The organism is Acinetobacter sp. FDAARGOS_558 (assembly GCF_003937785.1).
Taxonomy (GTDB): domain Bacteria; phylum Pseudomonadota; class Gammaproteobacteria; order Pseudomonadales; family Moraxellaceae; genus Acinetobacter; species Acinetobacter baumannii.
This window is the reverse complement of sequence record NZ_RKJH01000001.1, coordinates 4,142,803-4,164,725: the sequence shown is the minus strand read 5'-3', so window position 1 is coordinate 4,164,725 and position 21,923 is coordinate 4,142,803. Positions and strand designations below refer to the sequence as shown.

Below are 21,923 nucleotides of genomic sequence, written 5' to 3'. Positions count from 1 at the left end.
CTTAGAATTAATCTGGTAAACAAATATTCAAAATACCATCTAACTCATCGAGTGAATGATAGTGAATAACAAGCTTACCTTTACCTTTCTGGTTATGATCAATTTTAACATTGGCACCAAAACGTTCCGATAATTTCTGAGTTAGTTGCTCAATGTCTGGTGCAACAGGAGCTTTTTCCTTTTCCTGTTTAGGCTCGTTCCAATCGCGCACTAACTGCTCAGTCTGACGAACAGATAATCCTTTCTCAATTACAATTTTTGCAACTTCAAGTTGTTCTTTGCCCTTTAAAGTTAAGATGGCACGAGCATGCCCCATATCAAGCTGGCCTTGCTGCATAAATTCTTTAATGTCATCAGCCAAGCTCAACAGACGTAATAAATTACTTACCGTTGTTCTTGCTTTACCGACTGTATCAGCAATTTCTTGATGGCTTAAACCGAATTCATCATGGAATCGTTGTAGCGCCAACGCTTGATCTATCGGGTTTAAATCTTGACGTTGAATATTTTCAATAAGTGCTAAAGCAATAGCAACCTGATCATTTAAATCACGAACAATTGCAGGGATTTCCGTTAAGCCAGCAATTTGAGCTGCGCGCCAACGACGCTCACCTGCAATAATTTCGTAAGGATGAGCTTCATCATCTACAGGACGAATAACAATTGGCTGCATTACCCCATGTTTTTCAATAGAGGATGCCAACTCTTGCAAATCATGCTCATGGATAAAACGACGTGGTTGATATTCACCTCGTTTCAACAACTTCACGTCAATTTGCTTTAACTGACCATGATCAAGCGCTTGAGCTTCTAGTTGTAATTTTTCTTTTTGAATTGAACCAAGTAATGCATCTAAACCACGACCTTTCGCCAATCCGCGTTTTTTGATGCTCATACTTTACTTCCTTTCTTCACTTTACTTTTCTTTAACATCTCAGCCGCAAGATTTAAGTATGCAACTGCACCTTTCGAACTTTTTTCAAAATAAATCACTGGCAAACCATGCGCTGGAGCTTCAGCCAAACGAACATTACGTGGAATCACAGTGTCGTAGAGTTTCTTACCAAAATATTGTTCCAACTCAGCAGATACATCGCGAGTTAAGGCATTACGCGCATCATACATGGTGCGTAAAACACCAATAATTTCCAAATCTGGATTTAACGCTTTTTGAATACGATCGATCGTTTGAGTTAAATCTGCCAAACCTTCTAATGCATAGTACTCGCATTGCATTGGAATGATTACACCATCTACTGCAGCTAAAGCATTCACGGTAATTAAACTTAAGCTAGGCGCGCAATCAACAATAATGTAATCGAATGAGTCTCGGATTTCATTCAAAGCATTCTTTAAAATGAACTCACGACCTTCTTGCTCTGCAATGGCAAGCTCGACACCAGAAAGTTCACGGTTTGAACCCAAAACTTTATATCCAACCTCAGCTTTTTGAATTGCCGTTTCGATTGGCACTTCACCCAATAACACATCCGTAATTGAGTAAAGTAGCTCATTCTTTTGAATACCAGACCCCATCGTAGCATTACCTTGCGAATCTATATCGACAAGTAGCACACGTTTTTTCAATACAGCTAGTGACGCTGCAAGATTTACTGCAGTCGTTGTTTTACCAACACCACCCTTTTGGTTTGCAATCGCAATAATTTGAGCCATGGTAACCCTAATACTTTTTATTTAAATTCGTTGAAGTAAAAGTAAATGACGTTGTTCATCAAGTCTCGGTACATGCAGTTCAATCACTTTACATGAAAATTCCTGCTTAAGCTCTTCCATTTCTTCAACTGGAATCAGTCCTTTCATCGCGGCAATTATACTCTGCTCATGTAAATATGGACGCGCAGCCTCAACAAAATCTGTTAATGATGCAAATGCACGACTTGTTATTACATCAAATTGGCCAAGTTCATCAATTGTATCTTGATTTTCAACACGCGTTTGCACAGCTATTACGTTTTTAAGCTTAAGGTCAGCAATAAACTGTTTCAAAAAACGAATTTTCTTACCATTTGAATCAAGCAATACACAAGAGCGTTCTGGCTGACATAAAGCAATGATCATGCCTGGCATGCCACCACCTGTACCTACATCGAGCAAACGACCTGCTGGCAAATCTTTCAAAATACTTAGGCTATCCAACAAATGCTTCACTAACATTTCTTTCGGATCACGAATCGCTGTTAGATTATAAGCTTTGTTCCAAAGTACCAAAGCATCTTGATACTTCAACAATAATGTCAAAGCTTCATCGCTAAGCGATAAACCTAATTTTTGACTACCCTGTTGTAACTCTTGAAAAAACGGATGCATAAACAGATAACATCTAAGTAAAATTTAAAACAAAGTATACCCATTTATGCATCGTGGAACACTAGTTAACGATTAGCGATTACGCAGTTAATCGTAGAAGCCTTCACGAATTTGCAAATCTAGCTCCATTAAACGCTCAGGCGTTCCCACATCCACCCATGCACCTTTAAGCTTTTCACCAGATATTTTTTGATTGTGCATGGCTTGCTTCAACAGTGGGGCTAAAGGACGTTTACCAGCTTCCAATCCATCAAAAAGCTTAGGATGGATAACAGATACACCACTAAACGTGAGGTTCTCGCCCTTCACATCTTGATCGAATGTAAAAGCGCGTCCATTTAATAATGTAAAGTCGCCTTCAGGATGTTGTTTAGGATTATCAACTAATACAAGATGTGCCAAATCATCATTTAACTTAATATGGCGTAGAGCCTCAAAATCCATTGTAGTCCATACATCTCCATTCACCAGAATGAAAGGATCGGTTCCAAGCAGTGGCAAAGCATTAATAATTCCACCAGCGGTTTCCAGCCCTTCTTCTTCTCGTGTCCAACGGATATCCACACCAAATTGAGAACCATCTCCCAAGCTACTGATGAGTTTGTCGGCTAACCACGCAGAATTGATGACTATTTCGGTCACGCCGATTTTCTTAAGTTTTTCAATATGCCACACAATAAGTGGCTTACCCCCTACCTCAAGCAGAGGCTTTGGTGTATATAGCGTGAGTGGACGCATACGATTGCCCAAGCCAGCAGCTAAAATCATTGCTTTCATTATGCTGCAACCTCATAAGGGCCATATTTTTCAATAAATTTAGGCATTACTGAACTGTGAATAAACGCCATGAAGTCATCAAGCTCATGATAGCCACGGCTCTCTTCAAGTAAATACCACATGACTCGTGGTAAATCTTTCAAATAACCAGACTTACCATCTCGCTCGAACAAACGGACAAAGATACCTAAAATTTTGATATGGCGTTGAATTGCCATTAAATCAGCATCACGTTTAAATTGGTCAAAGCTTCGGTTTTGTCTAGCAGATGCTGGTAAAAGCTCATAGAACACTTTAAACCATTGATAAACACGCTCAGCATTCCACTGCACGTATGCATCACGTGTAATCGAGATCAAATCATACGTATCAGCACCAATAACCGCGTCTTGGAAGTCAATTACTCCCAATTCTTCTTCATTAGCAATTTTCATTAAATTACGGCTATGAAAATCACGATGTACAATAACTTGCGGTTGAGCTAATGCTGCCTGAGCCAAGAAATCAAATGCATCATCAATAGTTTTCTTTTGCTCAGCTGTTGGATGGATATCGAGTGACGGTAACATCCAATCTGTTAATAACTGCATTTCCGATAAGAGCTTTTCATAAGAATAAACCGGGAAATGTTCAACGCCATTAATCGATTGCAAATGAATAAGCTGTTTAAAGCTCTGCTCATAATATTGATCAACTGTTTCATCGTTTAACAATGTAGACAGCAGCACATCACCAAAGTCTTCTAACAATAAAAAACCTTGATTTAAATCTTTTGCAACGATCTGAGGTACCCGAACCCCATGCCCTGCAAAAAACTCGTCAATGGTCACAAACGGAACACAGTCTTCTTTTTCAGGAGGCGCATCCATAAGCATATACGTTTTATTTTGTAACTGGATGCGAGCATAACGTCGAAAGCTTGCATCCCCTGCTAAATAAGCGATCTGAAATTGATCATTTTCAAGAACAGATGTAAGCCATGTATGTATCAATTGTTCACGTTGTGTATTCATTTGCAATAAAATCTAAAACAAGCTGAGATTTTTGAAGGGTTAAGTGTAGCCACTTATAAACTTTTTCTCTATGATGCGACAATAATTAATTGTGAATTAGCATACTTGGTTAATGAGACAATGAAGCATCAGTTTAAATTTAATCCTTTAGCGACCGCTATTTTTACGCTCTTATGTAGTGGCTCCATACAATCAAGTTATGCTGAGTCAGCTGGTGTTGTCTCCAACATAGACAATAATCAACTTAAGGCGAGTATTAAGGAAGCCTATCCAGGGCAGGAATTCTTTCAACAATATTATGTTGATAAATCTGCTCCTGAGGCGCAATTGCGCAATAATAAATATTTGAGTTCAGCATTTTGTCAAGGAACTTGGATTACACCAATTAATCCTGAAACTAAAGCGTTAGATGCAGATAAGGCTACTTCAGTTGTAACGGCTGATTATGGGCACTATAACCCTGCTGGCGACTCTGTGTTGGAAGGAAACGTGGTGATAGATCAGGAAGGCCGTACAGTTCGTGCCGATAAAGTCACCATCGATAAAACTCAAACATTTGCACATGCACAAGGCCGAGTACAGTTAGCTCAAGGCGGCTTACTCTCTCAAAGTGATGAAATTGATTACAATCTAAAGACTCAAACCGGAAATTTAGATAATAGTTTTTATATTTCTGAACAACAACATGCCCATGGTCATGCTGGGAAGATCGAGAGAACCTCTCCGAATGTAATGGTTCTCAATGATGCGACTTACACAACCTGTCCGCCAGGCCAGAAACCAGGTTGGAAAATTCAAGCCAACAAAATTGAGTTGAACCAAGAAACTGGGCGCGGTGTTACGCGCGGAACAAAACTATATGTAAAAGATGTTCCAGTTCTAGCAGTTCCCTACTTTAACTTCCCGATTGATGACCGCCGTACTACAGGTATCCTCAACCCACAATTTGGTTTCTCAAACGATGGTGGTATTGAACTTTCGGTTCCTGTTTATTTAAACCTTGCGCCTAATTACGATGCAACAATTACGCCACGTTACTTAGCAGATCGTGGGGCAATGTTACAAGGTGAATTCCGATATTTGACGGATGGGTTTGGTGCCGGACAGATTTGGGGCGGCATTTTGCCATCTGATAAAGAATATGATGACAAAGACCGTAAAGATTTCCATTTTTTACATAATTGGGATATCAATGACCAATGGTCTACCAACCTTGAATATAACTACGCATCAGATAAAGACTATTTCTCTGATTTAGATAGTAGCCCTAACTCTAAAACAGATCTTAACTTGCGTAGAGCTTGGGAACTTAACTATCAGCATGGTATACCAGGGTTAAAAGCTCAGCTTAAGGTCGAAGACTTCCAGACCCTTGACCCAGAAGTAAAAGACGTCAATAAACCATACGCCCGCTTACCTCAATTTTTATTAAATTATGTCACTGGTAATCCACTAGGGCTACAATACGAATTTAATAACGATACTGCTTATTTTAAGAAATCAATTAACGATGATTCTGCACAAGAAAGTAGCGGTACGCGTATTTATAACCAGTTTGCAACACGTTATAACTATCGAACACCAGCAGCCTTTGTAATTCCTGAGGTTTCTGTACGTTCTATTCAAACCTTCTATGACAAGGACAGTATCGCCTCTCAAGGTTTAGATGGCGGTTCTGAAAACAAATCAGTCGTTGTGCCACAATTTACATTGGACACTGGATTGAATTTTGAACGTGAGGGCAAATATTTACAAACACTTACACCACGCGTCTTCTATGCCTATGCGCCATACAAAAATCAAGATGGCTACCCAAACTTTGACTCAACCACTGCGTCAATTAGTTACGATCAGTTATTTAACCCTTACCGCTTCTATGGACATGACCGCCTTGAAGACAATAACTTTTTATCGTTAGGTGTAAGCTATAGTCTTTTTGACACAGTAGGCTTAGAGCGTTTACGCGCAAGTGTGGGCCAAAGCTATTATTTTGAAGATCGCCGCGTCACCTTGAAACAACAAGATGAAATTGATACTGAACGCAATACAGGTCCTGTTGTTAGCTTATCAAGCCAACTTAATCAAAACTTCACCATTGCCGCCAATTCGGCATGGATGTCAAATGGCGATAATGCACAGCGTGATTTTCAACTTTACTATACAGGCGATAAAGGAAATCTCTATAATTTAGGCTATTTCTACCGTAAAGATATTCCTGGTCGCCAAGATACATACGACCAAGTTGTTGCATCGTTTATACAACCAATTAAAGACAATTGGCGTATTATGGGGCACGTACAATATGACATGGACAATGATGTTGCCCGTGAATTATTACTAGGTGTTAATTATGAATCGTGTTGCTGGGGCATTTCTGTCTATGGCCGCTCATACTATAACGATCTAGACGATCCAAAATCTCCAGATGTTAGTGAAAAGCGCGCGATCATGGCCGAAATTACACTTAAAGGTTTAGGTGGTTTAAACAATAAACTCGCGTCTTTACTTGAAAATCGCGTTTTAGGTTTTAACAAAATTAATCAATCTTGGACACAACGTTAATGAAGACAAAACATCTTAAACAGTTTTTTAAAGCGACGACCCTTGCTGTATTAATATCTTCATCAATGCATAGTTTTGCCCAACCTACTGATGAAGTTGTGGCAATTGTGGACAATAGCGTAATTTTAAAAAGTGACCTTGAACAAGGAATGGCTGAAGCAGCTCACGAATTGCAAGCACAAAAAAAAGAAGTTCCACCTCAACAATACTTACAATTTCAAGTATTAGACCAACTCATCTTACGTCAAGCACAACTTGAACAAGTTAAAAAATATGGCATCAAACCTGATGAGAAAAGTCTAAATGAGGCTGTACTTAAAGTTGCAAGTCAATCAGGTAGCAAAAGCCTAGAAGCCTTTCAACAAAAATTAGATGCGATTGCACCTGGAACTTATGAAAACTTACGTAGCCGTATTGCTGAAGATTTAGCAATTAATCGTCTGCGTCAACAGCAAGTTATGTCTCGCATTAAAATCAGTGATCAAGATGTAGATAACTTCTTGAAGTCACCACAAGGGCAAGCTGCTTTAGGTAATCAAGCTCATGTGATTCATATGCGAATTTCCGGAGATAACCCTCAAGAAGTTCAAAATGTAGCAAAAGAAGTTCGTTCACAACTTGCTCAAAGCAATGATTTAAACGCTCTTAAAAAGCTTTCAACTGCGACTGTAAAAGTTGAAGGTGCAGATATGGGATTCCGCCCTCTTTCTGACATACCGGCTGAACTTGCTGCTCGTATTACTCCACTGCAAGATGGTCAAACAACTGACTTAATCTCTGTACGCGATGGCGTACATGTTCTAAAACTTTTAGAACGTAAGCAAAATGAACAGAAAGCATTAGTACCGCAATATCAAACACGCCATATTCTTATTCAACCTTCCGAAGTGGTAAGCCCTGAAAATGCGAAACAAATTATTGATAGCATTTACAAGCGATTAAAAGCGGGTGAAGATTTCGCTACTCTTGCTGCAACTTATTCAAACGATACAGGTTCAGCACGTGATGGCGGCAGTCTAGGTTGGGTTACGCCAGGTATGATGGTTCCTGAGTTTGATAAAAAAATGCAGGAAATTCCTGTAGGTGAAATTAGTGAACCTTTCCAAACTCAATTCGGCTGGCATATCTTACAAGTGACAGACAAACGCGAAAAAGATATGACGCATGAATATCAAGAGCGTATGGCACGTCAAATTTTAGGTGAGCGTCAATTTAACACTGAAATTGATAGCTGGTTACGTGAAGTCCGTGCAAATGCTTATGTAGAAATTAAAGATCCAAGCCTCGACAAAAAGAACTTACAAAAATAAGTTAATCTTTTGTCGTTAAAACCTGTGTTGATCACAGGTTTTTTTATAAACAAAACCCAGCCATTAAAAAACCGGTTATATGAATAACCGGTTTCTATAAATCAAACCCTAACGGGAATTATTTATAACGATCAACCATTTTCTCTAAAGAAATTGGACGAATCTTGTCAGCATTACCAGCTGTACCGAAAGCTTCATAACGATCGATACAAATTTGTTTCATTGAATCGACAGTTTTAGCGAAATACTTACGTGGGTCAAATTCAGCTGGGTTTTCCGCCATGAAACGACGAATTGCACCTGTTGAAGCTAAACGCAAGTCAGTATCGATATTGATTTTACGTACACCATGTTTAATCGCTTCTACAAGCTGTTCAACTGGTACACCATAAGTCTCACCAATATTACCACCAAACTCGTTAATTACTTTTAACCATTCTTGTGGTACAGAGCTTGAACCGTGCATTACAAGGTGAGTATTTGGCAATGCCGCATGAATTTCTTTAATACGGTCAATTGCTAAAATATCCCCTGTAGGTGGACGTGTAAATTTATAAGCACCGTGTGAAGTACCTACAGCAATTGCTAAAGCATCAACATTTGTATCAGCAACGAACTGTTTTGCTTCTTCAACAGAGGTTAAAAGCTGAGAATGGTCAAGTACACCTTCTGCACCCACACCGTCTTCTTCTCCAGCCATACCTGTTTCAAGGCTACCTAAGCAACCGATCTCACCTTCAACAGATACACCACAAGCATGAGCCATTGCTACCACTTGACGAGTTACATCTACGTTGTAATCGTAAGTTGTAGGAGTTTTACCATCAGCGCCTAATGAACCGTCCATCATCACTGAGCTAAAACCAAGTTGAATAGAACGTTGGCATACATCAGGGCTTGTACCATGGTCTTGGTGCATTACCACTGGAATGTGTGGCCATTCTTCAATTGCAGCCAAAATAAGATGGCGTAAGAATGGAGCGCCTGCATATTTGCGAGCTCCAGCAGATGCCTGAACAATTACAGGTGAATTGGTAGCATCTGCGGCAAGCATAATTGCACGCATTTGTTCTAAGTTATTTACGTTAAATGCTGGTACGCCGTAGTTATGTTCCGCAGCGTGATCCAAGAGCTGGCGCATTGAAATGAGTGCCATAATATCCTCCCAGGTAGTGCGGCTTATTCTACCTTGTCATTTATTTCAATTCAGCAACAAATCACAGTATTTCAAAAAAAATCCCTGCATTTGCAGGGAATTTTTAACAAAAAACAACAAATTAATGCGTTTCTGAAGCAGCCGACTCGCTAGCCGTACTACCTTCAACCACATCTGTATTCTTTTCATCTAAAACTGGCTTATCAAGCGCATCGATTGCAGCTTGTTGTTCAGGAGTTACTTTGTCAGCAACAGCTGTAGATGCCGCATCCTGGCCTGCTTGAGTCGCCTCTTCTTTTTTCGCACAAGCAGTCAACATCATTGGGACAATTAACAAAGCAGCAAAGGTAAGTTTTAAATTCATCACTATTTTCCACAATTGGTGATTTAGTACTCATTATATTATTTCAGGAATATGACAATTTAATGACTTATCAATGAAAAAGGGATTGATAACTCAATCCCTTCTTATTTCAATATAACAGTTTTTAAGCACGTTCAAGTAAAACGGCAACTGCTGGCAATGTTTTTCCTTCAACAAATTCAAGGAATGCACCACCACCTGTTGAAATATAACCAATTTGATCAGCTACATTATATTTATCGATCGCAGCTAAAGTATCACCACCACCAGCAATTGAGAATGCATCAGATTGTGCAACTGCAAGAGAAAGTGCTTTAGTACCTTCACCAAATTGATCAACTTCAAATACACCAACAGGACCATTCCAAAGAATCGTTTTTGAAGTTGTTAAAATATTTGCAAATGCTTTAGCTGTTTCAGGGCCAACATCCAAAATCATATCATTTGCTGTTACATCTTCAACTTTCTTAATTACTGCTTGCGCTGCTGCCAAAGAACCTAAGAAATCTTCGAAGTTAATTTGTGAAGCATCAGCTACAACTACATCTGTAGGAAGTGGAACACTTACTTTAGCAGCAATTTGTTTTGCAGTTTCAACCAAGTCAGCTTCATATAAAGATTTACCAACATTGTAACCAGCAGCCGCCAAGAAAGTATTTGCAATACCACCGCCCACAATCAGTTGGTCACAAATACCAGATAATGAATTTAATACATCAAGTTTTGTTGAAACTTTAGAACCAGCGACAATTGCCACCATTGGTTTTTCAGGTGTTTGCATTGCACGGCCAAGTGCATCTAATTCAGCAGCCAATAATGGGCCTGCCGCTGCAACAGGTGCAAAACGCGCTACACCTTCTGTAGAAGCTTCTGCACGGTGAGCAGTACCAAAAGCATCCATTACAAACACATCACATAGAGCTGCATATTTTTGTGCAAGCTCAGGATTATTTTTCTTTTCACCCGGATTAAAACGAACATTTTCAAGCAAAACAACTTGTCCTGCTTCAACTTCAACACCATCTAAATAATCAGTAAATAATTTAACTTCTTGACCTAATGCTTCAGTTAAATATGCAGCCACTGGTGCAAGTGATTGTTCAGGCTTTGGCTCACCTTCCACAGGACGACCTAAATGTGAAAATACCATTACAGCAGCGCCTTTTTCTAAAGCAGCTTTTATTGTTGGAAGTGCGGCACGTAAACGAGCATCGCTGGTAATCACACCATTTTTAACAGGAACGTTTAAATCTTCACGAATAAGGACACGTTTACCTGCTAAATTAAGGTCAGTCATGCGCTGAAAATTCATGTAAAGCTCTCTTTATGATTTTAAAAACGCGCCAATTTTAAATGATTACATCAAAAAAGGTTAGTTTTTTTGCATAAAAGCTGTAGAAAGCCAAAGTTTTGATTATGATAGAGGTAGTCATCTAATATTTCATCCATTATGTCTATTCATCCAGATCCACAAATTAATCGTTTAAATGTTTTAGGTGAACCCTTAGCAAGCTGTTGTTTTGACCCTATTACTGGCTACTTCCGGAATGGTTTTTGCCATACAGCCGTAACAGATCTTGGTCAACATACGGTGTGCGCCCAAATGACTTCTGAGTTTTTAAATTTTTCACAAAAAGTCGGAAACGATCTGATCACTCCTCTACCTGAAGCAGGCTTCCCTGGCCTACAACCGGGAGACTTCTGGTGCATTTGTGTAACTCGTTGGGTAGAAGCTTATCAAGCTGGTCAAGCACCTCCTGTTAAACTTCATGCTTGTCATCAAGCTGTATTGAGCTATGTTCCATTAGATGTATTAATGGAATTTGCAGTGTAATGAAACAACCCAAAATTATTTTGGCATCAAGCAGTCAGACACGTAAAGATTTAATGAATCGTTTAGGAATCGAATATATCTGCATTAGTCCAGATATTGACGAGAGTCCTTGTGGTGAAATGCATGCCGATGATTTAGCAAAAAGACTGGCATTTACTAAAGCACAAGTAATTGCACAAAAAAATCGTGAAGCAATTGTAATTGGATCAGATCAGGTTGCATGGCGAGAGCATGCTCCTCATGATTTTATTGGCAAACCCTTAACAATTGAAAATGCCAAAGCTCAATTAGCAGCAAACTCTGGCCGAACAGTCTTTTTTAGTACTGCTTTAAGTGTGCAGTGCCTTGAAAAAAGTTTTGAACATACGCTTGTTGAGCATTATCAAGTTAAATTTCGCAATTTAAGCGCGCCTGAAATCGAAAGATACGTCGACTTAGATCTGCCCTTACAATGCGCAGGAAGTTTTAAGTGTGAAAGTCTCGGCATTAGTTTATTTGAAAAAATGATAGGCCAAGACCAAACCACGCTGATGGGTTTACCCATGATTCAGCTTTGTCAGATTCTAAGACAACTCAATCTCCAAATTCCTTAATATTTATTAGCTTATTTATAGGTTATTTCCATGACAGAAGCTTTAACCGTTTTAGGCGGTATTACTGCTGAACAGTTTTTAACAGAGTATTGGCAGAAAAAACCATTACTTGTACGTAATGCTATGCCTGAAATTGTGGGTATGTTAGAGCCGAATGATGTAAAAGAACTCGCTTTAGAAGACCATGTAACTGCTCGTCTTATCCGTCAAAAAGATAAAAATCCAAATGAATGGCATGTAAAATCGTCTCCCTTAACTAAAGGTGATTTTCAAAAACTACCAAAGTTATGGACACTTTTGGTTCAAGCAGTAGACCATTATTCATTTGATATAGCTGAATTGTGGAAGAAATTTCCTTTTATTCCGCAATGGCGCCGTGATGACATTATGGTCTCTTATGCCCCAAAAGGTGGTTCAGTAGGAAAACATTTTGACTTTTATGATGTTTTTCTTGTTCAAGGATATGGTCATCGTCGCTGGCAACTCGGCCAAATGTGTGATGCAAGCACTGAATTTGTACCTAATCAACCTTTAAAGTTGCTACCAGAAATAGATGTTCATTTTGATGAAGTATTAGCTCCTGGCGACTTATTATATGTTCCACCTGGATTATCACATTATGGCGTTGCCGAAGATGATTGTTTAACTTTCTCCTTTGGTTTCCGTATGCCTAATATTTCAGGCATGATCGATAGAATTAGCGATCAATTTGCTACTGATGAATTACTTCAAAATCCTGTTGTCGATATTACCCGTAAGAATCCTCCTCAAATTGGGGAAATAAACACGGAAGAGTTGGCTTATTTAAGAGATTTAGTGCTAGCTCAATTGAAAAATTCAACAGTACTTGATGCTGCCCTCATGTCTTACATGAGCGAGCCTAAATATCCAGACAATATTCCAGAACCAGATGAAATAGAGGTTGAAGACCTAAATGCTATTTTGTCAGAAGGGTATGAGCTGCTACTCGAACCTGCTTCGCGTCTACTTTATACAGAACAAAATGGCATTTTAAAGTTTTGGGGTAATGGAGAAGAATTACCGATTGTGGAATCTTTTGCCACCCAACTCAAATCGATTGCCGATGGGAAAAGCATTCCTTTCAATAGTGAGCTTAACAATACAGATATTTTAGAAAACATTGTTCAATTATTGAATAATTCAATTCTTATGTTGTTACCTCCTGCAGAGTAATACTAACTAAATATATAAAAAGGAGAAATTATAAAATTTCTCCTTTTTTCTTTTATAAATACATGTTTAAATATACCAATCTTTAAATCAAAGTTATAAAGGCCCACTTATAGTAAAAACCACCATACCTAATCAAAAAATTAACTACTAAACATAGCTATTCAATTATAAAAAAATTAATGCTTAGCATTGAGTTTTGTTCTTTTATTATTTTTAAAAAACCTATTTTTTTCTATCAATAACACTCAATACAATGTAAAATTTCGCGTTCGTGCTTTTTATTTGTACACTCGACCTTTAGGCTAATAGCAAAATATTTGTGTGAGGCTACTAAAATATGTCAAAAAAAGATGACATTATTACCACTGCTTTAAGACTTTTTAATTCATATAGTTATAATTCTATAGGGGTAGATCGTATCATCAGTGAATCTGGTGTAGCGAAAATGACATTTTATAAATACTTTCCTTCAAAAGAGAAACTTATTGAAGAGTGTTTATTATTAAGAAACTCACTTTTACAAAATTCTCTTACTGCGGCAATCTCTAAAGAAGACGAAACCAACCCACTAGCTCGTATTAAAGCCATCTTTTTATGGTATTCAGATTGGTTTAATAGTGAAGACTTTAATGGTTGCATGTTCCAAAAAGCCTTAGAAGAAGTATTAAAACAATACCCGTCAACACATCAACCAGCAACTTTATACAAAATCTGGTTAACACAATTAATGCAAGATCTTCTTATTCAATATGAAATTGAAGAGTCTCGACCTTTGGCATTGCTTTTAGTCAATATTTTAGAGGGTATGACCATTCAAGCTCAAGTTGAGCATGGTTCAGTAAAAATTGATGACTATTGGAAGCGTGTAGAGAAACTCATTGAATTTGAAAAAATTGCACATTAAAAAATAAAGCGTGATATTATTCTTCTTATCTTGTTGAATCTTCTTCTTATTCATCACGCTGCGTCTGAAAGTCATTCTAGCTTAGAGTTTGACATTTTTTTAAATTATCATCCCAAACTAGAATATACAGACCTGTCTGTACATGGTCGATTATAACTTTAGAAAATAAAAACACAATCTTTTTTTCTTGCCCTTTTATATATAAATCAGATTTAACTATTGATAGAGAGAAAAATAGAATTTATTTTCTTTGACTTTGTTTCATTTATACTTAACAATTACGCTTCTCACACAAAGCAACACTTTTGACACAAAATAAATACAAATTCTTGTTTTACCTTAATAATGTTATATATTTATCAATTACACTTATAAACCTTTTCAACAAAAACAATTGGATTGATTAGTTTTGCTACATTCATTTTCTTAAGATCAATCTATACTATGCCGGCCATATTGATATAGGTATAAAGTATGAAAGATGGACTCCAAATTGAAGAAATGAAAAATGCGGCGGATTCAGTCGTAGGAACATTAAAATCTTTAGCTAACACTGACCGTTTATTAATTTTATGTCACTTAGCCCATGAGGAGTTAAATGTCTCTCAAATTGAAGAGAAAACACAAATCACCCAACCCACCCTTTCACAACAATTGATGATGCTACGTAAAAGTGATGTCGTTTCAACACGTCGTGATGGCAAGCAAATCTTCTATTCGATCAAGGATGATAAGATGCATTCAATTTTAAATATGCTTTACCAGTTATACTGCATAGAATAACTGCTCTAAACTTATAAAATTATAATAATATTAATGTATTCCTGAAATATGCGATTTTTCAACTTGGTAGCTGGTAATTATCCGAGCAAAGAGGATTGAAAATTCGCGTAGTTTTTCTAGCATTCCAATCTATTAAAAAAACAAAAATAACCTCTCCTATTTCTTTTTATATCTTTTCTCCCTCTTCACTAATTTTTATAGCAAATAATAAGAACTTAAGCGTTACTGGCTGTAATATAAGCAAAATATCAGATACCAAACTTTAACCAATCAATTTTCTTTATTTAAAAACAAATACTTAATATTACCAAATCTTATAAAACTGATGACTTGATATAAAAAAGCTTAAGATTCACATCACTTACGTATAAAATACTCAGCTTGTTCAACCTTTAGCCATGAATAGGTTAATAAGGCCTTTATATGCTTGAATTCTTTTCTCGATTAAGCTTAGTCACTAAAATTATTATCGCCATTATTTTAGGGATAGGCGTCGCACTATTATTTCCAACCGTTACGCCGTACTTAAGCTTGTTTGGTGAACTATTTATTAAAGCATTAAAATCGGTTGCTCCTATTTTAGTCTTTGTACTGGTTCTCTCATCTATTGCCAACTTCCAAGTCGGTCATAGTGCAAATTTACGCCCAGTATTACTACTCTATGTAGTAGGTATGTTATTAGCTGCTTTTAGTGCTGTGATCGCTAGCTTATCTTTTCCTAGCACCCTTTATCTCAACACTGTTTCTCATAATAATTTGCAAGCGCCTGGTAGTCTCGCTGATATATTAAAAAATCTGCTTTTAAGTTTTATTGCAAACCCTGTTCAAGCAATCAGTGAAGCGAACTTTATTGGTATTCTTGCGTGGGCAATTGGTCTCGGCTTAGCAATGCGCCATAGCTCGGATACGACCAAACAAGTAATGCAGGATGTTTCACATGCTGTAAGCGCTATTATTCATAAAGTCATTGCGTTTGCACCTGTTGGTATTTTCGGTCTAGTTGCAGTAACTTTTGCAGATGCTGGACTAGCAACACTTGAAAGTTATGCACAATTACTTGCTGTTCTATTAGGAACAATGCTGTTTGTTGCTCTAGTGATTAACCCAATTCTGGTAGGTTTAACAATTCGCGGTAATCCCTACCCATTAGTATTTAAATGCTTAAAAGAAAGTGGTATCACAGCGTTCTTTACACGCAGCTCAGCAGCTAATATTCCTGTAAACCTTGATTTAGCTGAACGTTTAGGCGTAAATCCTTCAACTGCGAGCGTTTCAATTCCTTTAGGTGCTACTGTTAACATGGCTGGTGCAGCAGTTACGATTACTGTACTTACTTTAGCAACTGTGCATACGTTAGGAATTCATGTTGATTTGGCAACAATGATTATTTTATCTGTTGTAGCTACAATATCAGCATGTGGTGCATCTGGTGTTGCAGGTGGTTCCCTACTTCTAATTCCAGTCGCATGTAGCTTATTTGGTATTTCATCAGAAATTGCAATGCAAGTTGTTGCAGTGGGTATGATTATTAGTGTATTACAAGATTCAACAGAAACGGCGCTTAACTCATCTACCGATGTTTTATTTACAGCCGCAGTTGATATTCGCTCAAGACAAAACTCATAGAGAACATGCCATTTCAAAGTTTACCAAACTGGTTCCAACTTGGCGCCTTCTTACTGGCAATAAATGCCGGAATGATTAATGTATTAGGGCTTATCACCCTTTTACATCAATCGGTGTCGCATATGACTGGTAATGTCAGTATGCTAGCCATGAGTTTGGTAAACTGGCAGTTTGAACACATCATATATTTAGTACTAGTTATATTATGTTATGTATGTGGATCATTTTACAGTGGTTTTATTCTAGGCAATAGCCATTTCAAATTAGGCCGCCGGTATGGCCTTCCTTTAAGTCTAGTTTCACTATTTATTTTTCTCTGTTGGTTACTGCTGCCTTATTTTCCAAAATATGGACTATTATGGGCTTGTGTCGCCATGGGGCTACAAAATGCAATGGTAAGTCACTATAAAGGAACCATTATTAGGACTACTCACTTATCGGGTGTCTTAACAGATCTTGGGCTTGCACTTGGTTATATAGCACGAGGTTTAAAAGTAGAGAATCGCCGCATTATTTTGCATCTACTTATTTTTATAGGTTTTCTATCTGGCGGTATAATTGCTGCTTTAGTTCACCCTTATTTAAAATTGCAATCATTTTTGCTTCCAGCAATTTTAAGCTTAACTCTCAGTATTTCGTATTGGGCAGTTTACTTTCATAGTTCTTCCTCTTCAAATTCGGATTAAGTCATGGTTAAAAATGCCTTACAAGCTCAGTTACTCAAAGCTGGTTTAGTTGACAATAAAAAAGCGAAAAAACTTACCAAACAAGCTCAGCATGAGCAGCGTACTGGTCAAAGCAATGAAGCAGAAATTAAAGCTAATATTGAAAAAGCTCAAAAAGAGAAACAAGCAAAAGATCAAGCTTTGAATCTAGAAAAGCAGCAGCAACTCGAAGAAAAAGCATTAAAGGCTTCAATCATTCAAATGATCAAGCAACACAAAATTGTAGATTTTGCCGGAGATGTGGCTTATCAATTTATTGACGAGAATAAGATTAAAAAGGTTTACCTATCTCAGCAAGTTTATAATGCACTTGTTACAGGCAGTTTAGTGATTGCTAAAGATCAAGATCAATATGCTTACCTTCCTAAAGCCTTAGCTGAAAAAATTGATCAAAAAATGAAAGGATTTATTTTGATCAATAATGCTGAGAAAAATGAACAAACTACTGATGAAGAAGATCCATATGCAGTATATGTAATTCCGGATGACTTAATGTGGTAACTGTTATGAGCCTTTATCAACATTCGGATAAAGGCTCATACTGCTTAAAATAAATATTAATATTTTATCATTTATTAAAAAAATTTATAAAAATTACATTCAAGCCAAATTCATTCACCACTTCATCTATTATTATCGATATAATGAATAAAACATTTTTTGTCTTTACGATGCCTTTTAGGCTTCTTCCCGATTCCAAATTTATGTCTTGACTAAATCATGTCAGTTTTAGCCAAAGATATACAACATAAACTTTGACGTGTATCCACACACCCAACAGATCAATACCTTAATTAAGTTTGATCTAACTGACTTTATTGCAAATTAAATTGCGAAATTTTACTAAAGTAGCTGATGTATAAAGGTAGTCATTCATGCTGAAGTGGTTTGAAAAACTTGTAGATCCTTATCCAACCAAAGGTTTGGATGAGCCCTTACCAACACGCTTTTTCCCATTTGTTTGGCAAGCTACTGAAGGTGTGCGTCCATATTTATTGCTACTTATTATATGTACAGCTGGTGCAGCTAGCTTTGAAGCCCTACTCTTTCCAAAAATTGGGCAACTTGTAGATTGGCTTAGTAATAGTCAGCCTGAAAGTTTCTTAAGCCAACATGCGTCAAACATCCTTATTCTCATTAGCGTGTTATTTGCTAACATTTTATTTGTTAATATTCAATCTATTATAAAACATCAAATTTTATATAGTACTTTTCCAATGCGCTTACGTTGGCGCTTCCATAACCTTTTATTAAAACAAAGCCTAGACTTTTTCCATAATGATTTTGCTGGTCGACTTTCTGCAAAGGTCATGCAAACAGCTTTAGCAGTCCGTGAATTCTGGATTATTTTAGGCGACATGTTGGCTTACGTCAGCATTTACTTTATTACCGTAAGTATTGTTCTTGGTGCAATCTCACCCACATTACTTATTCCACTTATGGTTTGGTTAGGGTTATTTTTATTAAGCGCATGGTTCTTTATTCCACGTTTAAGCAAAGTATCACAACAACAAGCCGATGCACGTGCTGTAATGACTGGCCGTGTAACTGATGCCTATACTAATATTCAAACTGTAAAACTCTTTGCGCATGCCGGGCGTGAAAGCCAATATGCAAAAGCGTCAATGAAAGAGTTTATGACCACAGTCTATGCGCAAATGCGTCTAGGTACTCTTTTTGAAGTTAGCATTAATTTACTGTCTGCTGTTTTATTTGTTGGGGTAATTGGTACCGCAGTTTGGTTATGGACTCAAGGTTTAGCAGCGTTAGGCGTAATTGCAGCCACTACTGCCATGATTTTAAAACTTAATAGCATGGCTGAGTTTATGATGTGGCATATGTCAGCATTATTTGAAAATGTTGGTACCATTCAAGATGGCATGCAAACACTTGGTAAAAAAATCAATATTCAAGACAAGCCAGATGCAAAACCACTTGCAGTCACACAAGGTGAGATTGTATTTAAAGATGTGACCTTTGCTTATAACAATAAAAATGTCATCGATCACTTTAATCTACACATTAAAGCAGGTGAAAAGATTGGTATCGTTGGCCGTTCAGGTGCGGGTAAATCTACCCTCATCCAATTACTTCTACACTTTTACCATCTTAAAGAAGGTGCAATTTTAATTGATGGGCAGAATATTGAAGATGTTACACAAGATAGTTTGAGAGCAAATATTGCTTTAGTTACTCAAGACACTTCTCTACTACATCGCTCAGTTGCCGAAAATATTAAATATGGCCGTCCAGATGCAACTGATCAAGATATGCAAAGTGCCGTGCATAAGGCAAAAGCAGCTGAATTTATTCCTCAACTTGTCGACTTAAAAGGGCGTTCAGGTTATGAAGCACAAGTGGGTGAACGTGGTGTCAAACTGTCAGGTGGTCAAAGACAACGTATCGCTATTGCGCGTGTTTTCTTAAAAGATGCACCAATTTTAATCTTAGATGAAGCAACTAGCGCTTTAGACTCAGAAGTTGAAGCAGCTATTCAGTCTAGTTTAAATGACCTAATGGTAGATAAAACAGTTATTGCAATTGCTCACCGTTTGTCTACCATTGCTCAAATGGACCGTTTAATTGTTCTTGATGAAGGTAAAATTGCAGAGCAAGGTACTCATGAAGAATTAATTGCTAAAAATGGTATATATGCACAATTATGGAAACGTCAAACGGGCGGTTTTCTTATTGAGCAAAAAGTAGTACAGGGTCAAGATTAATGCTTTATTTAGAAGATTTAAAAATTGGTGATCGTTTTATCAGTCGTGAGTATGAAATTACACTTGATGAAATTAAACAATTTGCAAGCCACTATGACCCTCAACCTTTCCATACAGATGAAGAGTTAGCCAAAGAAGATCCAATCTTTAAAGGTATTGCCGCTAGTGGGTGGCATACCTCGGCAATTACTATGCGCTTATGGACTGAATGCATGCCGATTCATGGTGGACTAGTAGGCTCAGAATCTAGTCTACGTTGGCCACGCCCTACTCGGCCTGGTGACCGTATTCATGTTGAAGCTGAAATTTCCGCCATTACGCCATCCAAAACAAAATTGGATCGTGGTATTGTAAGCTACGTTACGCAAGCCTTAAATCAGCATGGGGATGTTTTACTTATTTCAACGACAAAAATCGTTGTCTTTAAAAAGAATGTTTAATGAATCGTTGATATGATTGTCTAACAGTTTTTATAAACCCAAATTATATTTCATGACAAGATGTGTAAGAAATGCACGTAGAAAATTGATGAGAGCAACGGAACGCATATGAAAATTACCTCAGCTCGTCAAGATCAAGGTATTCCAGGAGTCTATGGCTTATTGCTATTAGATGTAGTTTCACGTTGGGGATACAACGATGAAACATTATTTGCTCCTTTTCATCTTACTAGTGAGCAATTGGCCGATCCTGAATATCGTATTTCAACACCCGTAGCAAATGAGCTGGTCAAACATGCCTTAAATCTTACCGGTGAAAGTACACTGGGTTACCATATTGGCACTCAAATGCGTATTTCCATTCACGGATTTATTGGCTACGCGATAATGACAGCAAAAGATATTACAGAAGCGATTGCTCTCGCTGCCCGTTTTATCCAATTACGCTTACCTTTTTTACAATTATATTTTTCTACTTTCGGACCAAAAGCCACATTACAATTGCAATGTGATATTGAGTTAGAACCACTTCGTACCGAAATTGTTTTAGGCTTAACCATTGGCATCATGACAATGGCAAAAGCAATGACAGGTATCGAAGATTTAGCAGGCGATGTTGACCTAGATTTTCCAGAACCAGCAGGTTTTGATAAATATAAGAACAAACTCAGCAGTACTATTCGATTTAATCAACCTCATTTAATTTCTAGTTTTGATAAAAAATATTTAGGACTTAAATTAATTAATTCAGACCCAATCGCTAGTCAAATTGCCATTAACCAATGTGAAGCTGAACTATCTGCTTTAGGCGAACGCCGCCGTTTGGCAATGCGCGTACGTGATATTTTAAGTAATTCTGAACAACATTACTTAAGCATAGAAAATGTAGCAGAATACCTACATATGTCAGATCGCACCTTAAAACGACAGTTGGCAGCTGAAGGGACTTCATTTTCAACATTAGTAGATGAAGTTCGATATCGTCATGCGACTTCTTTACTTTCACGTACAGATTATAGCCTTGAACAAATTGCAGATGAACTTGGTTACTCCGATGTCGCAAATTTCAGCCGTGCATTCAAACGCTGGAGTGGCCGTAGTCCGAGTAACTGGCGCAAAGACCCCTATTTATAATGTTATTAAAATATTGGACACAAGCTTAAGGAGTTGTCATGAACCACCCTTCAGAATTGAAGTATGCGCGTACACATGAGTGGGTAAAAATTGAAGGTGATCTTGTTATTACAGGAATTACCGACCATGCACAAGATGAACTTGGAGACTTGGTCTATGTTGAGACTCCTGAAGTTGGCAGCAAAGTAACAGCTGGCGAACAAGCCGGAGTTGTTGAATCAGTTAAAACTGCTTCTGATATTCATGCCCCTGTCTCTGGTACAGTAGTAGAAGTTAATACTGATCTTGAAGATGATCCGGATTTTGTAAATGAAGATCCATATGGCAAAGGCTGGATTTATAAAATCAAACCAGACAATATTGCAGATGTTGAAAAACTTTTAACAAATGCAGAGTATGAAGCTGGTCTATAATATAGATATAGTTTTTAATAAAAAAAACCAGTTTAGATTTAACT

The 21,923-nt window shown here is 37.5% G+C and carries 22 protein-coding genes; 14 read left to right on the top strand and 8 right to left on the bottom strand.

Annotated elements, in window-relative coordinates:
* Window positions 1–7 precede the first annotated feature (7 nt).
* From EGT34_RS20105 to EGT34_RS20085, 5 genes are all read right to left on the bottom strand, one after another.
* Window positions 8–895 carry a ParB/RepB/Spo0J family partition protein gene (locus EGT34_RS20105; protein WP_000023429.1) on the bottom strand — a complete coding sequence of 296 codons (888 nt, stop codon included), beginning with the start codon at window positions 893–895 and terminating at the stop codon, window positions 8–10.
* Window positions 892–1,674, bottom strand: coding sequence for a ParA family protein (locus tag EGT34_RS20100; RefSeq protein ID WP_000057217.1), 783 nt, complete (start codon window positions 1,672–1,674; stop codon window positions 892–894). Before EGT34_RS20100 ends, EGT34_RS20105 begins: the two co-directional genes overlap by 4 nt.
* Before the next feature lie 21 nt (window positions 1,675–1,695).
* Window positions 1,696–2,328 carry a 16S rRNA (guanine(527)-N(7))-methyltransferase RsmG gene (gene rsmG / locus EGT34_RS20095; protein WP_000553193.1) on the bottom strand — a complete coding sequence of 211 codons (633 nt, stop codon included), beginning with the start codon at window positions 2,326–2,328 and terminating at the stop codon, window positions 1,696–1,698.
* An 87-nt stretch (window positions 2,329–2,415) separates the two neighbouring features.
* Window positions 2,416–3,105, bottom strand: a complete 690-nt coding sequence (gene murU, locus EGT34_RS20090; RefSeq protein WP_000646460.1) for an N-acetylmuramate alpha-1-phosphate uridylyltransferase MurU — start codon at window positions 3,103–3,105, stop codon at window positions 2,416–2,418.
* Complete coding sequence (locus tag EGT34_RS20085) at window positions 3,105–4,118, bottom strand: aminoglycoside phosphotransferase family protein (protein ID WP_001097113.1); 1,014 nt, start codon at window positions 4,116–4,118, stop codon at window positions 3,105–3,107. Before EGT34_RS20085 ends, murU begins: the two co-directional genes overlap by 1 nt.
* 120 nt (window positions 4,119–4,238) lie before the next feature.
* Here EGT34_RS20085 and EGT34_RS20080 point away from each other — a divergent pair, with 120 nt between their 5' ends.
* Together EGT34_RS20080 and EGT34_RS20075 are read left to right on the top strand one after the other, a co-directional pair.
* Complete coding sequence (locus EGT34_RS20080) at window positions 4,239–6,680, top strand: LPS-assembly protein LptD (RefSeq protein WP_000682631.1); 2,442 nt, start codon at window positions 4,239–4,241, stop codon at window positions 6,678–6,680.
* Entirely contained in the window at window positions 6,680–7,990 is a 1,311-nt protein-coding gene (locus EGT34_RS20075) for a peptidylprolyl isomerase (RefSeq protein ID WP_000850091.1), read from the top strand. Before EGT34_RS20080 ends, EGT34_RS20075 begins: the two co-directional genes overlap by 1 nt.
* Window positions 7,991–8,108: 118 nt before the next feature.
* Here EGT34_RS20075 and fba read toward each other — a convergent pair whose 3' ends face one another.
* From fba to EGT34_RS20060, 3 genes are all read right to left on the bottom strand, one after another.
* Entirely contained in the window at window positions 8,109–9,146 is a 1,038-nt protein-coding gene (gene fba / locus EGT34_RS20070; protein WP_001174011.1) for a class II fructose-bisphosphate aldolase, read from the bottom strand.
* 121 nt (window positions 9,147–9,267) lie between these two features.
* Window positions 9,268–9,510 carry a hypothetical protein gene (locus EGT34_RS20065; RefSeq protein ID WP_001049825.1) on the bottom strand — a complete coding sequence of 81 codons (243 nt, stop codon included), beginning with the start codon at window positions 9,508–9,510 and terminating at the stop codon, window positions 9,268–9,270.
* A 124-nt stretch (window positions 9,511–9,634) separates the two neighbouring features.
* On the bottom strand, window positions 9,635–10,822 hold the full coding sequence (locus EGT34_RS20060) for a phosphoglycerate kinase (RefSeq protein WP_001011093.1): 1,188 nt from the start codon (window positions 10,820–10,822) through the stop codon (window positions 9,635–9,637).
* Between the two features lie 138 nt (window positions 10,823–10,960).
* On the opposite strand from EGT34_RS20060, the gene EGT34_RS20055 reads away from it, so the two are divergent.
* From EGT34_RS20055 to gcvH, 12 genes are all read left to right on the top strand, one after another.
* Window positions 10,961–11,344 carry a DUF2237 family protein gene (locus EGT34_RS20055; RefSeq protein WP_000022187.1) on the top strand — a complete coding sequence of 128 codons (384 nt, stop codon included), beginning with the start codon at window positions 10,961–10,963 and terminating at the stop codon, window positions 11,342–11,344.
* Window positions 11,344–11,937, top strand: a complete 594-nt coding sequence (locus EGT34_RS20050; RefSeq protein WP_000812866.1) for a Maf family protein — start codon at window positions 11,344–11,346, stop codon at window positions 11,935–11,937. Before EGT34_RS20055 ends, EGT34_RS20050 begins: the two co-directional genes overlap by 1 nt.
* A gap of 30 nt (window positions 11,938–11,967) precedes the next feature.
* On the top strand, window positions 11,968–13,131 hold the full coding sequence (locus EGT34_RS20045) for a cupin domain-containing protein (protein WP_000133515.1): 1,164 nt from the start codon (window positions 11,968–11,970) through the stop codon (window positions 13,129–13,131).
* A 337-nt stretch (window positions 13,132–13,468) separates the two neighbouring features.
* Window positions 13,469–14,035 (top strand): TetR/AcrR family transcriptional regulator, encoded by a 567-nt coding sequence (locus EGT34_RS20040; protein ID WP_000037059.1) that lies wholly within the window; start codon window positions 13,469–13,471, stop codon window positions 14,033–14,035.
* 474 nt (window positions 14,036–14,509) lie between these two features.
* A complete protein-coding gene (locus EGT34_RS20035; protein ID WP_000651464.1) occupies window positions 14,510–14,818 on the top strand; it encodes an ArsR/SmtB family transcription factor in 309 nt (102 codons plus the stop codon).
* Between the two features lie 423 nt (window positions 14,819–15,241).
* Complete coding sequence (gene sstT, locus EGT34_RS20030; RefSeq protein ID WP_000889007.1) at window positions 15,242–16,444, top strand: serine/threonine transporter SstT; 1,203 nt, start codon at window positions 15,242–15,244, stop codon at window positions 16,442–16,444.
* 5 nt (window positions 16,445–16,449) lie between these two features.
* Complete coding sequence (locus EGT34_RS20025; RefSeq protein WP_001116532.1) at window positions 16,450–17,130, top strand: YoaK family protein; 681 nt, start codon at window positions 16,450–16,452, stop codon at window positions 17,128–17,130.
* Between the two features lie 3 nt (window positions 17,131–17,133).
* The gene (locus tag EGT34_RS20020; protein ID WP_024437314.1) at window positions 17,134–17,670 is read left to right on the top strand and encodes a DUF2058 domain-containing protein; all 537 of its coding nucleotides are present in this window, start codon (window positions 17,134–17,136) and stop codon (window positions 17,668–17,670) included.
* Between the two features lie 374 nt (window positions 17,671–18,044).
* Entirely contained in the window at window positions 18,045–19,892 is a 1,848-nt protein-coding gene (locus EGT34_RS20015) for an ABC transporter ATP-binding protein (RefSeq protein WP_125305490.1), read from the top strand.
* Window positions 19,892–20,332: a MaoC family dehydratase gene (locus tag EGT34_RS20010; protein ID WP_000966086.1), complete on the top strand. Its 441-nt coding sequence runs from the start codon at window positions 19,892–19,894 to the stop codon at window positions 20,330–20,332. The genes EGT34_RS20015 and EGT34_RS20010 overlap by 1 nt, the downstream gene beginning before the upstream one ends.
* Window positions 20,333–20,440: 108 nt before the next feature.
* The gene (locus EGT34_RS20005; RefSeq protein ID WP_000705528.1) at window positions 20,441–21,466 is read left to right on the top strand and encodes an AraC family transcriptional regulator; all 1,026 of its coding nucleotides are present in this window, start codon (window positions 20,441–20,443) and stop codon (window positions 21,464–21,466) included.
* A gap of 38 nt (window positions 21,467–21,504) precedes the next feature.
* On the top strand, window positions 21,505–21,879 hold the full coding sequence (gene gcvH, locus EGT34_RS20000) for a glycine cleavage system protein GcvH (protein WP_001016341.1): 375 nt from the start codon (window positions 21,505–21,507) through the stop codon (window positions 21,877–21,879).
* Window positions 21,880–21,923: the final 44 nt, after the last annotated feature.

Coding starts and splice junctions, on each gene's coding strand:
- EGT34_RS20045 (WP_000133515.1), top strand. CDS start 11,968: ATGACAGAAGCTTTAACCGTTTTAGGCGGTATTACTGCTGAACAGTTT.
- EGT34_RS20055 (WP_000022187.1), top strand. CDS start 10,961: ATGTCTATTCATCCAGATCCACAAATTAATCGTTTAAATGTTTTAGGT.
- EGT34_RS20010 (WP_000966086.1), top strand. CDS start 19,892: ATGCTTTATTTAGAAGATTTAAAAATTGGTGATCGTTTTATCAGTCGT.
- EGT34_RS20080 (WP_000682631.1), top strand. CDS start 4,239: ATGAAGCATCAGTTTAAATTTAATCCTTTAGCGACCGCTATTTTTACG.
- EGT34_RS20035 (WP_000651464.1), top strand. CDS start 14,510: ATGAAAGATGGACTCCAAATTGAAGAAATGAAAAATGCGGCGGATTCA.
- EGT34_RS20025 (WP_001116532.1), top strand. CDS start 16,450: ATGCCATTTCAAAGTTTACCAAACTGGTTCCAACTTGGCGCCTTCTTA.
- EGT34_RS20040 (WP_000037059.1), top strand. CDS start 13,469: ATGTCAAAAAAAGATGACATTATTACCACTGCTTTAAGACTTTTTAAT.
- murU (WP_000646460.1), bottom strand. CDS start 3,105: ATGAAAGCAATGATTTTAGCTGCTGGCTTGGGCAATCGTATGCGTCCA.
- EGT34_RS20075 (WP_000850091.1), top strand. CDS start 6,680: ATGAAGACAAAACATCTTAAACAGTTTTTTAAAGCGACGACCCTTGCT.
- EGT34_RS20085 (WP_001097113.1), bottom strand. CDS start 4,118: ATGAATACACAACGTGAACAATTGATACATACATGGCTTACATCTGTT.
- EGT34_RS20060 (WP_001011093.1), bottom strand. CDS start 10,822: ATGAATTTTCAGCGCATGACTGACCTTAATTTAGCAGGTAAACGTGTC.
- fba (WP_001174011.1), bottom strand. CDS start 9,146: ATGGCACTCATTTCAATGCGCCAGCTCTTGGATCACGCTGCGGAACAT.
- rsmG (WP_000553193.1), bottom strand. CDS start 2,328: ATGCATCCGTTTTTTCAAGAGTTACAACAGGGTAGTCAAAAATTAGGT.
- EGT34_RS20050 (WP_000812866.1), top strand. CDS start 11,344: ATGAAACAACCCAAAATTATTTTGGCATCAAGCAGTCAGACACGTAAA.
- EGT34_RS20065 (WP_001049825.1), bottom strand. CDS start 9,510: ATGAATTTAAAACTTACCTTTGCTGCTTTGTTAATTGTCCCAATGATG.
- EGT34_RS20100 (WP_000057217.1), bottom strand. CDS start 1,674: ATGGCTCAAATTATTGCGATTGCAAACCAAAAGGGTGGTGTTGGTAAA.
- EGT34_RS20005 (WP_000705528.1), top strand. CDS start 20,441: ATGAAAATTACCTCAGCTCGTCAAGATCAAGGTATTCCAGGAGTCTAT.
- sstT (WP_000889007.1), top strand. CDS start 15,242: ATGCTTGAATTCTTTTCTCGATTAAGCTTAGTCACTAAAATTATTATC.
- EGT34_RS20105 (WP_000023429.1), bottom strand. CDS start 895: ATGAGCATCAAAAAACGCGGATTGGCGAAAGGTCGTGGTTTAGATGCA.
- EGT34_RS20020 (WP_024437314.1), top strand. CDS start 17,134: ATGGTTAAAAATGCCTTACAAGCTCAGTTACTCAAAGCTGGTTTAGTT.
- EGT34_RS20015 (WP_125305490.1), top strand. CDS start 18,045: ATGCTGAAGTGGTTTGAAAAACTTGTAGATCCTTATCCAACCAAAGGT.
- gcvH (WP_001016341.1), top strand. CDS start 21,505: ATGAACCACCCTTCAGAATTGAAGTATGCGCGTACACATGAGTGGGTA.